This window comes from Paenarthrobacter sp. 10N417 (assembly GCF_056394745.1).
The window spans coordinates 84,597-97,602 of the sequence record NZ_JBFTIL010000004.1 but is presented as its reverse complement, the minus strand read 5'-3'; the positions used below and the strand labels follow the sequence as shown (position 1 = coordinate 97,602).

The window sequence follows — 13,006 nt, the reverse complement described above, 5'->3', positions numbered from 1 at the left end:
TGGGTCGGTTATTCGTATCGAAGGGCGTCGATTGGCCGGAGTTTCGCCGCTTTGTTGGCCGGGTAGATGCCGAAAATGAGGCCGATGGCTGCGGACACCAGGAATGAGAGCCACACGGTCCACCATTGGACCTCGGGTTGGGTTCCCATCACGGGAAAGGCGCTGCCGACGTAGCCCGCAGCAATGCCGAGCACCCCGCCGATCATGGAAATGATGAATGATTCGATGAGGAACTGGCTCACGATGCTTCCCCTGGAGGCCCCGATCGCTTTGCGGATGCCGATCTCGCGCGTACGTTCGGTGACCGTGACGAGCATGATGTTCATGACGCCGATCCCCCCAACCAGGAGCGAGATACCGGCTACGGCGCCCAAGAGGACGGTCAGCGTGGCCGTGGTGGTGGTAGCGGTGGTGAGGATCTGGGCCTGGTTCCGCACTTGATAGTCACGATTGGCGGAGGTGACGTTGTGCCTGGCGTCGAGGATCATTTGCACCTCGTTCTGGGCCTGGTTCATCACGTCCGCTGACTTTGCCTGGACAGTGATGGAGGCCAGGGAGGGCGAGTATCCGGTGAACTTGTCCTGGGCGGCGCTGTAGGGGATGACCACAAGGTCATCCGGATCATTCAGTCCCGAGGACCCTTTCTGGGCCAAGACTCCGGAGACCACAAAGTTCTGTCCGTTGAGGGCGATGGTCTGCCCCACCGCCGAGCTCGCTGAGCTGCCCACCAGATCCTGTGCCACGGTATTGCCTATCACGGCCACTGCGGTGCCGCTGCCGGCGTCTCCGTCACTGAAGTAGGAGCCCGCCGCCAGGGTGTCGTTCGAAATGGCAAAGTACGACGGCGTGGTCCCCACGAAGGTCGCCACGGTATGCGTTGCGTCCTGGTACGTGCCGGTGACGTTCTGGGCAGTGACCACCGGGGCTGTCGCCGCGACGTCGGGAGCCATGACAGGATCAGTCAACGCTGCCATGTCCTGGACGGTGAGGTTGGTGCCCCGGGACCGTGGCCCAGTGACTGCCTGTCCCCCGACTGTGCGGCCCCCGGACGTGGTTTGGCGGCTTACGGTCAGCACGTTCGTTCCCAGTTTGCCGATCTGGGCTTTGATGGCGTTCGAGGTTCCCGCGCCCACGGCCAGCAGGATGATGACGGATGCGATGCCGATCAGGATGCCCAGTGTCGTGAGAATGGAGCGCATCTTGTTGGCCATCACCCCCGTCAGGGCGAAGCGTACGGATTCGGCGATCATCATGCTGGTACCGTCGTCGCTTCCGGGTGCCCGTGGACGCCGCGGAGCCTGTAGTCCTCAATGATGTGGCCGTCCTGGAACCGCACGACACGGTTGGCACGTGCCGCGACGTCGGTTTCATGCGTGATCATCACGATGGTCCGTCCGTTGGCGTGCAAGGATTCAAACAGATCAAGAATCTCGTGAGAGGACTTGGTGTCCAATGCTCCCGTTGGTTCATCCGCTAAGAGCAGTACCGGGTTGGTCACGAGGGCGCGGGCGATGGCAACGCGCTGCTGTTGCCCGCCCGAGAGCTGTGAAGGCTTGTGGTCGGCCCGGGAGGCCAGTCCTACCGAATCGAGTACAGCCAGGGCCCGCTCACGCCGTTCCTTGCGGTGCACCTTTGCGTAGGCGAGGGGCATGGACACGTTGTCCACGGCGCGGGTACGTGGAATCAGGTTGAAGTTCTGGAAGACGAAGCCGATCTTCCGGTTGCGGATCTGCGCCAACTGGAATTCGTCCAGGGTCCCGGTATCAATGCCATCGAGGTGGTAGGTACCCGCGCTGGCCCCATCGAGGCAGCCGATGATGTTCATCATGGTGGACTTTCCGGAGCCCGACGCCCCGATGATGGCGACGAAATCGCCGCGGTGAATGGAGATGCTGACCGAGTCCAGTGCCCGCACTTCGGCCTCGCCTTTGCCGTAGATTTTGCTCACGGATTGCAGTTCGATGACGGTGTCGTTCATTGTTGCTTACCCGCCGTTTCCACGTGCGCCACCGGCGCCACCGGCTCCGCCAAACCCGCCGCCTCCGCCAAACCCGCCGTTGCCGCCACCGGTTCGTCCCGTGGTCCCTGTGGTGTCCAAGGTGGAGGAGATGGCCGGGAGTTCAATTTGGTCACCTGCGCTGAGGCCGGTAAGTACCTGGGTGCGTCCGTTATCCGTGATCCCCGTTGTGATGGTCACCGGGGTGGGGGTCCCGTCCTTGAGGACGTTGACGGTTTGCGTGGTTCCGGTGGTGGTGATTGCCAGCGAAGGCACCGCCAGGGCGTTCTTGGCGGTCGCAGTGGTCACGGAGATGTTCGCGCTCTGCCCGAGCCGGAGGTCAGCCGGGGGATTACCGATCGAGATGGTCACCGGATAGCTGACTACGTTGTTGGTGGTGGTGGCGTTCTGGGCGATCGCCGTGATCGTGCCCTTTACCGGTGCCGCGGAGGGGTCGGTTTTGAGGGCCGGAAACGTGAAGGTCGCGGAGTCACCGGTCTTCATGGCGGCAATGTCCGATTCGGCGAAGTTGGCAATGACCTGCAGATGTGCGGTGTCGCTGATCGTGATGAGCCCGGAGGACGATGTTCCCGTGGCATCCTTGGCCACGCTGCCCGTGCTGCCCGATCCGCTGGATGCTTCTGAGGAGGCGGAACCGGATGAGCCGCCGCTGCTGCCGGCGTTGCCACCAACCACCGCGTTGACGGCGGTGACCGTCCCACTAACCGGGGCCGCGAGGGAGCAGGACGCCAGGTTCTTGTTGGCAGTATCTACGGCGACCTGGGCAGAGGTGGTATTGGCGGTCACGCCACCACCGCTTTTCGCGGCGTTGAGCGCCGTCGCGGCCGATGCGACCTGCTCTTTATCCTTGAGTGCCGAGCTGGCCTGCTGGTTGACTGCCTGGGTCAGTGCCTGCTTGTCCTTCGCCAGCTGGGACTGGGCGGCAATGAGGGCGGCCTGGGCCTGTTGGTTGCTCGGCTGGGCGCTGGCAGCGGTTTGAGCAGACGCAACAGCTGCATCGTCATTGTTCACCGCGGTCTGCGCCCCGGCCACGGCGCTGGCCTGCTGGCCCGCGTCCAGGTCGACCGTTTGTTGGGCATTGGCCAGAGTCTGGTTTGCCGCAGCTACCTGGTTGCTGGCTGATGCCTGCTGCTGGTTCGCCTGCGCCGCGGCGGAATCCAGTTGGGCCTGGGCAACAGCAAGCGCGTTCTGGGCGTTGGTCGGATCAATGGTGACCAACACCTGCCCTGCTGTAACTTGCTGTCCCGTCACTGCGGAGACCGTGGCGATCGGTCCGGTGCAGTTCTGCGCGTTGATGACGGTCGTACTTGCGGGCGAAACATTACCGCTTGCGGTGGACACAGCAGCGAGGTCCGCTGCGCCGATCGCGACGGTACGGACTGCCGTGTTGGAGGCCGGTTGCGGTCCGCCGTCCAACACAAAAAAGGCGCCGGCGACAATGCCGACGACGGCCACCCCGATGCCGCTGTTGATGAGCTGAGGTTTTGTAAGCATTCCCGAACAGTAAGATCAGTCGCTTCGAGGACCCCGAGAGCTACCTGATGGTTTACCTTATGTGACACATCGTTAGATGCAAGTCAGCGTCGAGGGTCGGCGGCGAAGGCGTCCATCTGAGAAGCTGGCGCCAGTGCCTGGTTAGGCGAGGGCGGCTTTCAGGGCTGCGTGCACCCAATCCCGGTACCGTTCAGGCGACCAACCGAAATCCAGCGGCTAAGAACGTTGTTGTTGCCACGGGCCCGAATGCGCGGCCAAGGATTCCGAGCTTCGCCGCGGATCTTGACCCCAGCATCCAGCAAATGCACGGAGCAAAATACAAGAACGCGGACTCAGTTCCGCCCGGGGACGTCCTGGTGGTCGGCTCCGGTACCTCCGGCGTCGAAATCGCCCTGGAGCTCGCGCCCACGCACCGCACCTATGTCGCCGGAACTCCCCCATTCCACGTTCCGGATCCAGTGACGCGATACGCCGGCGGGCTTTGGTGGCTCCTCATCCACAAGCTGCTGACCCGTTCAACCCCCATCGGACGCAAAGTCGCGATCGGCTTCACCAGGCACGGCGCCCCGCTGATCCGGGCCTCAACCCAAGAGCTCGACGCGGCGGGAGTCACGCGCCTGCCACGACTGGGTGGCACCMGTGAAGGCCAACCTGTTCTGGATGATGGCGCAACACTGCAAGTCTCCACCGTGATCTGGGCCACCGGCTACCAACCGGACTTCGGCTGGATCCGAGGGCTTCCGGCGGACGAAGACGGCTGGCCGCTCACCTCCCGGGGCGCCGTGGAACAACTGCCAGGACTGTTCTTCGTGGGCATGCCGTTCCAATACGGATTGACATCGGGCCTCGTGGGTGGGGTCGGCAGGGATGCCGGGCACGTCGCCGGACTCATCGCCGGACGGGAGTCACTCGCGCCGTTGTCCCGTCAGTGATGCAGTTGCATGCGTTGGAGGACCGTGGCGGAAATTTCTTCCACGGACATGGAGGCAGAGTTCACATAAGGAATGTTGTTGGCCCGGTACATGTCCTCGGCGTTGCGCAACTCAAACGTGCATTGGTTCAGGGATGCATAGTTGCTGCCGGGTCGTCGCTCCTGACGGATCTGGCTCAGACGGACGGGCTGGGATGTCAGTCCGAAACACTTGCCCGCGAATGGCTGAATTGGCTTCGGGAGCGCCATGTTGTCGAAATCCTCTTCGACCAAAGGGAAGTTAGCCGCCAGGAGGCCGTGCTGCAAGGCCAGGTACATGGTGGTGGGAGTCTTCCCACATCGGGACGGGGCGATGAGAATCAATTCGGCGCGCTCGAGTGCCCGGAGCGACTGACCGTCGTCGTGTTCGATGGCGTATTCAACGGCTGCCATGCGGGATTGGTAGCGGACGGCGTCTCCTACGCCGTGGGCTTGGCCGGGCTTGCCGTTGGCCGCGGCGCCGAGCGTTTCTTCGAGCTGGCCGATGTGGGTACCGAACAGGTCAAAAAGCCGGCCACGGCTTTGGGCGAGGACGGCACGGATGTCAGGCCCGACCGCCGTCGAAAAGATGATGGGAACCGGTCCGGTGGTCGCCACCTTGTCGATCAAGGCAACAACGTCACGCGCCTGCTCCACAGTGGTGATGAACGGGATGGTCCGCCGTTCCAGCCGCTGACCGGGGAACTGGGTCAACAGCGTGTTGCCCAGCGTTTCGGCGGTAATCCCGGTGCTGTCCGAAAGGAAGAACACCGTGGGGGCGGGCGGTGAACCCGCCCCCACGCTGTGATGCTCTGCCATTTAGACCGCGGGGCTCGTGGTGCGTGCCAGCCGCAGCCAAGTCTCTGTGACGGCGTCAGGGTTCAGTGAAATCGAGCTGATGCCCTGTCCCAGGAGCCACTCGGCAAAGTCCGGGTGGTCGCTGGGTCCCTGGCCGCAGATCCCCACATAGCGGCCCTTGGCCCGGCATGCCGTAATCGCCATTTCCAGCAGTTTGGTCACGGCCGGGTTCCGCTCATCGAAGCCTTCGGCCACCAAAGCGGAGTCACGGTCCAGGCCCAAGGTGAGCTGGGTGAGGTCGTTGGAGCCGATGGAAAAGCCGTCAAAGTACTCGAGGAACTCATCGGCAAGGAGCGCGTTGGCCGGCAACTCGCACATCATCACGATCTCGAGACCGTTCTCGCCCCGGCGCAGCCCGTTGGCGGCCAGCAGGTCGATTACACCGCTGGCCTCCTCCAGGGTCCGCACGAACGGAACCATGAGCTTGATGTTGGTCAGGCCCATGTCGTTGCGCACGTACTTCAGTGCTTCGCATTCGAGTTCGAAGGCCTGACGGAAGGCTGCAGAAAGGTACCGGGACGCTCCCCGGTACCCAATCATGGGGTTCTCTTCCTCCGGTTCAAACGCAGGACCACCCATGAGGTTGGCGTACTCGTTGGACTTGAAGTCCGAGAGCCTGATGATGACCGGCTCAGGCGCAAATGCGGCGGCGATGGTCGAGATTCCCTCGGCCAGGCGCCTGATGTAGTAATCGCGTGGACCGTCGTAGGCTGCAGTTTTCTCCTGGATTTGCCGGACGGTGAAGTCATCCAGGGTTGCAGGGCGTTCGATCTCGCCGGCCACGGCCAGCAGGGCGTTGGGGTGGACGCCGATCTGCCGGTTGATGATGAACTCAAGCCGGGCCAAGCCAACACCATGGTTGGGAAGTTTGGCGAAACTGAATGCCTGTTCCGGAGTGCCAACGTTCATCATGATCTTCACTGGAGCCTCCGGCATGGTCTCCAGGCTGGTTTCGTGCAGCGAGTATTCCAGCAACCCGTCATAGACCAGCCCTGCTTCTCCCTCGGCACAACTGACGGTGACTGGAATGCCGTCCTTGAGGATCTGGGATGCGTAGCCGGTGCCGACGACGGCGGGAATGCCGAGTTCGCGGGCAATGATGGCGGCGTGGCAGGTACGCCCACCCCGGTCCGTGACGATTGCTGCGGCCTTCTTCATGATGGGTTCCCAGTCCGGGTCCGTCATGTTGGCCACCAGGACATCGCCTTCCTGGAACGAGGCCATCTGGTCAATCGAGGACAGCACCCGGACCTGCCCGGCGCCGATCCGCGCCCCGATGGCGCGGCCTTCCACCAGTACCGTGGAGCGCTCGGCAAGGGTGTACCGGGAAGTGGTCCCGGCGGCCTTGCGTGATTCCACGGTTTCGGGACGAGCCTGGAGGATGTACAGCTCTCCGTCCACCCCGTCCTTGCCCCACTCGATATCCATCGGGCGCCCATAGTGCGCTTCGATAGCCACCGCATGCCGGGCAAGCTCTTCAACTTCGGCATCGGTCAGGCTGAAACGGGACCGCAAATCCTGGGGCACCGGAATGAAGTCAACAGTCCGGCCAACCTCGTCGGAATCGGTGTAGACCATCTGCACAGCTTTGTCCCCCAGGCCGCGCTTAAGCACGCCGGGCCGTCCGGCCGCCAAGGCCGGCTTGTACGCGTAGAACTCATCCGGGTTCACAGCGCCCTGGACCACGGCCTCCCCCAGACCGTACGAGGACGTGATGAAGACAGCGTCAGTGAAGCCGGTTTCGGTGTCCATGGTGAACATCACACCGGAAGCGCCGACGTCGGAACGCACCATCCGCTGAATACCAGCCGAAAGCGCCACTTCAGAGTGGGTGAAGCCATGGTGCACGCGGTAGGCAATGGCCCGGTCGTTGTACAAGGAAGCGAACACGTCCTTGATGGCGAGCAGGATGTTCCCGATGCCGCGGATATTCAGGAACGTCTCCTGCTGGCCCGCAAACGAAGCATCCGGAAGATCCTCCGCCGTGGCACTGGAACGTACCGCCCACGACACGTCCCCGCCATGCTCCTGGGCTAGGCGCTGATAGGCGGTGCGGACGTCGTCTTCGAAACCGGCAGGGAACGGCGTCTCACGGATCAGGGTCCGGATATCCTGGCCGACCTTGGCCAAAGCAGTCACATCGCCGCTGTCCAGACCCTCAAGAATGCCTTCAATCCGTGCATCCAGGCCCGACTCCGCCAGAAAACGCCGGTAAGCGTCCGCCGTCGTCGCGAAACCGCCCGGAACCTTCACCCCTGCAGAGGCGAGATTCCGGACCATTTCCCCGAGCGATGCATTTTTGCCGCCGACCTGGTCAAGGTCGGACAAGCCAAGCTCAGAAAACCAAAGAACGTTAGTCATAAATTGTGTCCTCCATTGGGCACGCTCTGACAAGCGCTAAAAAAACTAGGTCTTGCAAGGATCGTGGCCGCACGCTGCCGGAAGCAAATAGATGTGACACGTACAACATCATTCGGGAGTAACGGAAAGTCACCAAAGCAGGGCTCCGCGGAAGTATCTTCAGCACGAAGTCGTGAGTTGCGCCGCGTCTGCGTAGGTCAGATCCGGTCGGCGAGGTACACGATGTTCCCTCCGGGGTCCTCTATGCCTTCCAACGGGCGGCGGGCCAGGAGACCCTTGGCACCCACGAATTCAATCGGGATGGCGTCGTCGCGCCCAGGTCTAGGGCGCGGCGAGAATTTCAATGATCGCGAGGTTCCACCGGTCGGTTGTTGGGGAGGTGTCGTTGATGCTCACGGGTGTGCCGTTCGTCGGTGGGGCGGAGTTCTGTCGTTGGACCCAGTACGTGTCTCCCGCTGGCGCCAGGAACTGGTCAACGAGGGTCTGATTCGGTCCTGGCGCGTGGGATATGGGGTTGGACCAGTCCGTGCCGACGCCCCAGACCCAGGAACCGGCCCTGGTGGTGGTGAGGGTGGCGGTTGGCGCGCCAGAGGAGGCGTTCGCACCCAGTGCTGCTCCCGGTGTGGTGTCTGCCCCGCGGAAGGCGACGACGGTCATGGCGGCTTGCCAACTGCCCGAGGCTTGTGTGGCGGTGATGGTCGCATTCGAAAGGGGGCCGGGGGCGACGGCTTGCCAGATCTCGGCGGTGCCTGGTTGCGTGTTGGTTCTTTGTCGGAGTGTCCAGGTCAGCCCTGCGCCGGCAACGCTGGCTATCCGGGCTGAATTCGCGGAGCTTGGTCCGTCCGAACTGATGAAGGCAAGGACGAGTTCGTTGGAGCCGGTGGTTGTCACACCCGGGGCGCTGATCGTCGTCGTGCTGGTGCCTTGGTGGACCGCGACGATCTTGTCGACCGTGACGCCGGGAGGTGCTGCGACGGCTTGCGCCGTGGCCATGTTCGACGGCGGGCTGACATTGCCTGCCGCGTCGAGGGCGGCAACTGTGTAGGTGTACGTCGTCCCGGCGACCACCGAACTGTCGGTGTAGCTGGTCGACGGCGAAGTCCCGATCACGGTTCCGTCGCGCGAAACCCGGTACGAGGTGACACCCACGTTGTCCGTACTGGCCGTCCATGTCAAGGCGATCTGCCCGGCAGAGGCAGAAGCAGCCAGGCCCGCCGGCGCCGTTGGAGGGGTGGTGTCCTGGCCCGGCGCCGGCAACCGGACCATGCCGGCTGTGGACGGAACACCATTGCCGTCAACGATCGAGAGCAGGTAATACCCCGGAGGGGCGTAGTTGCCGTTGTCAGGCATTTGGACGTTCAGACCGCCGGAGGTTTGCGAGAAGTTCAGGTTCAAGGCCCTCGCGTTCTCATCGAAGGCATGGGTCACGGATCCTGTCTTGATCAGGGACACCGATTGGATCCGGGTCGCGTCCGGTGTTCCGATGAACGCGGTCGAACCGTACTGGACGCTGCCCGGTACGCTGGAGATGGTTGGCCGCGGGCCTTTGAAGAGGTACGGCGGGGAGTAGATCTGGTAACTTCTCTGGTCCGTGACCCCGTCGTCCCCGCCACTGCCGGATACGAAGACCCGACCGTCCGGGAGCAAAACGGCCACCGAGTGGTAAAGGCGAGGAACCGACATCGGCGCCATGGAGTTCCACGTTCCCGCGGCCGGTTGCCAGACCTCGGCCTGCATCACGGCTTTGGTGACATCCTGACCCGATTTGTCCGTTCCGCCTCCGGTGGCAAGGACTGAGCCATCGGGCAGGTTCGTCAAGTTCACGAAGCTACGGGGAAACGCCATGGGGGCCGTCGCTTGCCACGCAGGGCTTGGCGCGTTCATATCCAGGATGTAGGCGGTATTGGTGGATTGCCCCGTGAATCCACCGTCCGAGGCGGATCCGGCCTTGATGAATTTGCCCGGCGCGTAGTTCGCGATCGAGCCACCGTCCAGGACACGGGAGTCCACGGTGGTCCATTGCTGCGTAGACACATTCAGGGCAAGGGTCGAGGTGGCTTGTTCGGACGCCCCTGCCTGGAGGACGCGGCCGTCAGGCAGCTGATACATGAAGGGGTAATAAGGGATACTCCGGTTCGCGCCCGTCAGGTCGGTCCACGAGTTCGTGGTGGGTGAATAGACTTCCGGAATGGTCACGAGGTCCGTCAAGCTGGCGTTCGAACCGGAGGTCACCAGCACGCGCCCGTCGGCCAACGTCGTCGCCGTCGGGTACCACCGTGGGTGGTTCATAGGCGCCAGGGTCTGCCAGGTTTCCGTGACCGGGTCGAAGGCCGTCACATCGCGGATACCCAGTCCACCTTTTGTCGAGGTCCCGCCTACGACGAGAATTCGGCCATCGGACAGGACCGCCTGCCCTGCGCAGAAAAGATCGGCGGCGGCGCTCGGTACCTGGGTGTAGTTGCCTGTTGCAGGATCGAGCAGGTACTGCTGGCCGCCTTGGGAGAAGTCGCCTTGCCATGTGAGAACCTTGCCGGCAGGTGTCAGCGCCGCGTGGATGGACACCTCCGGCCAACCGACGACAGGGCCCCAGGAGCCGACCACTGACGGGTCCGTGCCGGACCCGCTCGCAGTAGTGAACGTCGCGTCGCCCGAGACGGCCAGATTACCTGACGCGTCGGCGGATTTCACCCTGTAGTGGTACAGGGTGCTGGCCGAGAGCCCGGACAGCGCCTGCGAGTGCGTGGTGTGGAGCGTGGAATTCTGAAGTGTGCTCTGGCCGTATGACGTGGTTGTGCCGTATTCCACTTGCGAGTTGGACGCTTCGTCGGTGGTCCAGGTGATGGTTGTTCCGCTGGAACTGGGCGTGCCGGCAGATATGGAGGAGATCACCGGCGCGGTGGTGTCACCTGTTGCCGTCGAGGCCGGAAGAATTTCTATGACGGAGAGGTTCCACTTGTCCGTTGTGGGTGCTGTGTCATTGATCGCCACCACGGTAGGAGGTGCCGCCGTCGTTATCGCGCTTTGGCGCTGGACCCAGTAAGTGTCGCCTTGGCTTGAGAGGTACTCGTCGACCTTTGTCTGCCCGGCGCCGACTGTACGGGCAGTGGCTTTGTCCCAGTCATTTCCCGCTCCCCACACCCATGAGCCTGCCCGCGATGTGGTCAGGGAAGCGTTGGGCGCCCCCGTAGCGGCGTTTCCTGTTCCAACAGCGCCGTCAGTGACCAAATCCGCGCCGACGAAGGTGACAACAGTCATCGACGACTGGTACGAACCCGAGTTGGTGGCCGTAACCGTGACGTTCGTCAGTACGGTCGGCGCGACTGCCTGCCAAATCTCCGCGGTGCCCGGTCGGGCATTGGTCCGCTCGCGCAACCGCCACGAGAGGCCGCCACCGACGACCGAGGAGAAAGTCTCCCCTGGGGCTTGCGGCCCGTCCGACATGACGAAGGCAATAAGGAGTTCGTTCGTCTGACTTGTCGTGAAGGCGGGCGAGGCGATTCGTGTCGAAGGGGTGCTCTGGTGCGTGCTGACAATCCGGTCCGTGGCCAAAGGTATCGCAGCTGCCGCGGGCGCCGCTGCCGGGAGCAGGCTCACGATGGACCCGGCGACTGCAAGAGATAAGCCCGCAAGCAGCGCGAGGGGCCGTGACGAAAAGATGCGTTGCATGGTTGGTCCWTTGATTCGACTAGCCGTGGCAGGCCAGGATCCGCAGTTCGTGGAAAACCAAGGCGTCAGATTCGATCGAACGAACGTGGCCTTATCACTCAGCTTCAACATATGGACGGGATTCAGTAGCGTCCCGGTGGTCCCTCAGCATGGGGAATGCCCGCAGGGAACTTCGAAAACCGCACCAGCCATCCGACGTCGTGAAGCCATGCTTCAACACGACCGCTCAAGGATGTTCCACTGCGCTGTCAAACGATCCTCCGCTGGACAGCGCTGGCGTCCACTGACGTGTGCAGTCAGGTGCCGCAGGCGTCGTCGACCGCTTCAGACGCCTGATCAGGGACTTTTACTAAGAGGGTGATCTCCTCACGATTCTGCAGAGAAACGCATCACCCATCGGGCGGAGACCATGCGTTCGGTAAGCGGCACGGGTGAACCCCTGACGGCGGCAATTATGCCGCCCGAAACGCCGAAGCCGGCCATCTTCGTGGTGGGCCTGGATTTCCAGGGTTGCTGCCCTGTTTTCGACAAGCTCACCTGGGCAGCGATAATCGTTTGGGAAGGCAACCTTGCCTCCGTCACGCACCGCCGTCACGGTCAGTTCCACACTCGAAGAATACTTGTCCGTGAGCTGTCCTAGCAATGAAAGTTGGTCAGTCTTTTCCACCCGCCTTCCGACGCTTCAATACTGTAAGTATCGGAACACCGTCCACGTCGGGGAGTTCAGACAGCAGTCGGCAGAGTGCCGGGCGCTGAACGTGGCCTTCCGGTTGGAACCGGCTGAGCGGAACTTCGCCTTGCCTCCGCAGGCCAGGCAGACCAGTTGCTGACGCCGTGGTTCCTGGCGGTATTCGTCGAGATTATCGAAGTCCTCTGCGTCCCAGTCTTTCCGGTCAGCCAGGCACAGTGCCCTTCTCATTGGCTGTGGCTTTCGATCGTAATGTGGTGGGCGGGTGCAGGCGGCCCTTTGTGAACGGTTAGTCTTCGACCAGCAGGCCCTTGGCTTTCAGCTTCTCCGTCAGGCCGCAGAGCTCGATGGTGTTGCCGCCGTCGTGGTAGAGCTTGATGAGTTCACGCTCGTGGTCGTCGCGGGCCTGGGACAGCGCGATGACTTCCTCGGCCTCCTCGCGGCGGACAACCACCACGCCGTCGGCGTCACCGCGCAGGATGTCGCCGGGGTAGATGATTTCGTCGCCGAAGACGAGTGGATGATTGATCGGGCCGAGCGTTTCCTTGACTGTGCCCTTGATGCTGACGCTGCCGGAGAAGACGGGCAGGCCGAGTTCGATCAGGTCCTGGGTGTCGCGGACTCCGGAATCGGTGACCATCGCGGCGATGCCTTTGGCCTTCATGGCGTTGCCCAGCACGTCGCCGAAGGTGCCGGCTTCGGCCATCTCCTGCGCGCCGACCAGGACGACGTCGCCGGCCTGTGCGTAGTGGATGGCGACTTGGAGCATGAGGTTGTCCTGCGGTGCGCAGGCGACCGTGACGGCCGGGCCGCAGAAGGACATGGAGCGGTCGATCGGTTTGATCCTGGAGCTTAAAGCCCCGCGGCGGCCCTGGGCTTCGTGGATGGTGGCTGAGGAAAACGCAGCGAGGCGGCTAACGACATCGGCATCCGGGCGCTCGAACTTGGTCTTAACGTGGATCATTTTCAAGAT

At 62.9% G+C, this 13,006-nt stretch carries 9 protein-coding genes; 2 read left to right on the top strand and 7 right to left on the bottom strand.

Going from position 1 to position 13,006, the window contains the following annotated elements; all coding sequences use genetic code 11:
* Positions 1–8: 8 nt before the first annotated feature.
* The 3 genes from AC1DCM_RS06425 to AC1DCM_RS06415 are packed head-to-tail and all read right to left on the bottom strand — an operon-like array spanning position 9 to position 3,511.
* Positions 9–1,253 (bottom strand): ABC transporter permease, encoded by a 1,245-nt coding sequence (locus tag AC1DCM_RS06425; RefSeq protein ID WP_477517712.1) that lies wholly within the window; start codon positions 1,251–1,253, stop codon positions 9–11.
* A complete protein-coding gene (locus AC1DCM_RS06420; protein WP_477517711.1) occupies positions 1,250–1,978 on the bottom strand; it encodes an ABC transporter ATP-binding protein in 729 nt (242 codons plus the stop codon). The genes AC1DCM_RS06425 and AC1DCM_RS06420 overlap by 4 nt, the downstream gene beginning before the upstream one ends.
* A gap of 6 nt (positions 1,979–1,984) precedes the next feature.
* Positions 1,985–3,511 (bottom strand): efflux RND transporter periplasmic adaptor subunit, encoded by a 1,527-nt coding sequence (locus AC1DCM_RS06415; protein WP_477517710.1) that lies wholly within the window; start codon positions 3,509–3,511, stop codon positions 1,985–1,987.
* Positions 3,512–3,579: 68 nt separating this feature from the next.
* Here AC1DCM_RS06415 and AC1DCM_RS06410 point away from each other — a divergent pair, with 68 nt between their 5' ends.
* Complete coding sequence (locus AC1DCM_RS06410; RefSeq protein WP_477517821.1) at positions 3,580–4,443, top strand: NAD(P)-binding domain-containing protein; 864 nt, start codon at positions 3,580–3,582, stop codon at positions 4,441–4,443.
* On the opposite strand, the gene AC1DCM_RS06405 is transcribed toward AC1DCM_RS06410, so the two are convergent.
* From AC1DCM_RS06405 to AC1DCM_RS06395, 3 genes are all read right to left on the bottom strand, one after another.
* Entirely contained in the window at positions 4,437–5,279 is an 843-nt protein-coding gene (locus AC1DCM_RS06405; RefSeq protein ID WP_477517709.1) for a pyruvate, water dikinase regulatory protein, read from the bottom strand. The two genes, AC1DCM_RS06410 and AC1DCM_RS06405, sit on opposite strands and share 7 nt — an antisense overlap.
* Positions 5,280–7,679 (bottom strand): phosphoenolpyruvate synthase, encoded by a 2,400-nt coding sequence (ppsA, locus tag AC1DCM_RS06400; RefSeq protein WP_477517708.1) that lies wholly within the window; start codon positions 7,677–7,679, stop codon positions 5,280–5,282. It lies immediately after the preceding gene.
* A gap of 321 nt (positions 7,680–8,000) precedes the next feature.
* Positions 8,001–11,345 (bottom strand): galactose oxidase-like domain-containing protein, encoded by a 3,345-nt coding sequence (locus AC1DCM_RS06395; RefSeq protein WP_477517707.1) that lies wholly within the window; start codon positions 11,343–11,345, stop codon positions 8,001–8,003.
* Positions 11,346–11,754: 409 nt separating this feature from the next.
* On the opposite strand from AC1DCM_RS06395, the gene AC1DCM_RS06390 reads away from it, so the two are divergent.
* Complete coding sequence (locus AC1DCM_RS06390; protein WP_477517706.1) at positions 11,755–11,985, top strand: hypothetical protein; 231 nt, start codon at positions 11,755–11,757, stop codon at positions 11,983–11,985.
* Between the two features lie 337 nt (positions 11,986–12,322).
* Here the strand turns inward: AC1DCM_RS06390 and AC1DCM_RS06385 are convergent, their stop codons facing one another.
* A complete protein-coding gene (locus AC1DCM_RS06385; protein WP_477517705.1) occupies positions 12,323–12,997 on the bottom strand; it encodes a 4-carboxy-4-hydroxy-2-oxoadipate aldolase/oxaloacetate decarboxylase in 675 nt (224 codons plus the stop codon).
* Positions 12,998–13,006 lie beyond the last annotated feature (9 nt).

Excerpts from the sequence above, each read along its gene's own strand:
- AC1DCM_RS06385 (WP_477517705.1), bottom strand. The coding sequence starts at position 12,997 with ATGATCCACGTTAAGACCAAGTTCGAGCGCCCGGATGCCGATGTCGTT.
- AC1DCM_RS06405 (WP_477517709.1), bottom strand. The coding sequence starts at position 5,279 with ATGGCAGAGCATCACAGCGTGGGGGCGGGTTCACCGCCCGCCCCCACG.
- AC1DCM_RS06415 (WP_477517710.1), bottom strand. The coding sequence starts at position 3,511 with ATGCTTACAAAACCTCAGCTCATCAACAGCGGCATCGGGGTGGCCGTC.
- AC1DCM_RS06420 (WP_477517711.1), bottom strand. The coding sequence starts at position 1,978 with ATGAACGACACCGTCATCGAACTGCAATCCGTGAGCAAAATCTACGGC.
- AC1DCM_RS06425 (WP_477517712.1), bottom strand. The coding sequence starts at position 1,253 with ATGATGATCGCCGAATCCGTACGCTTCGCCCTGACGGGGGTGATGGCC.
- AC1DCM_RS06395 (WP_477517707.1), bottom strand. The coding sequence starts at position 11,345 with ATGCAACGCATCTTTTCGTCACGGCCCCTCGCGCTGCTTGCGGGCTTA.
- ppsA (WP_477517708.1), bottom strand. The coding sequence starts at position 7,679 with ATGACTAACGTTCTTTGGTTTTCTGAGCTTGGCTTGTCCGACCTTGAC.
- AC1DCM_RS06390 (WP_477517706.1), top strand. The coding sequence starts at position 11,755 with ATGCGTTCGGTAAGCGGCACGGGTGAACCCCTGACGGCGGCAATTATG.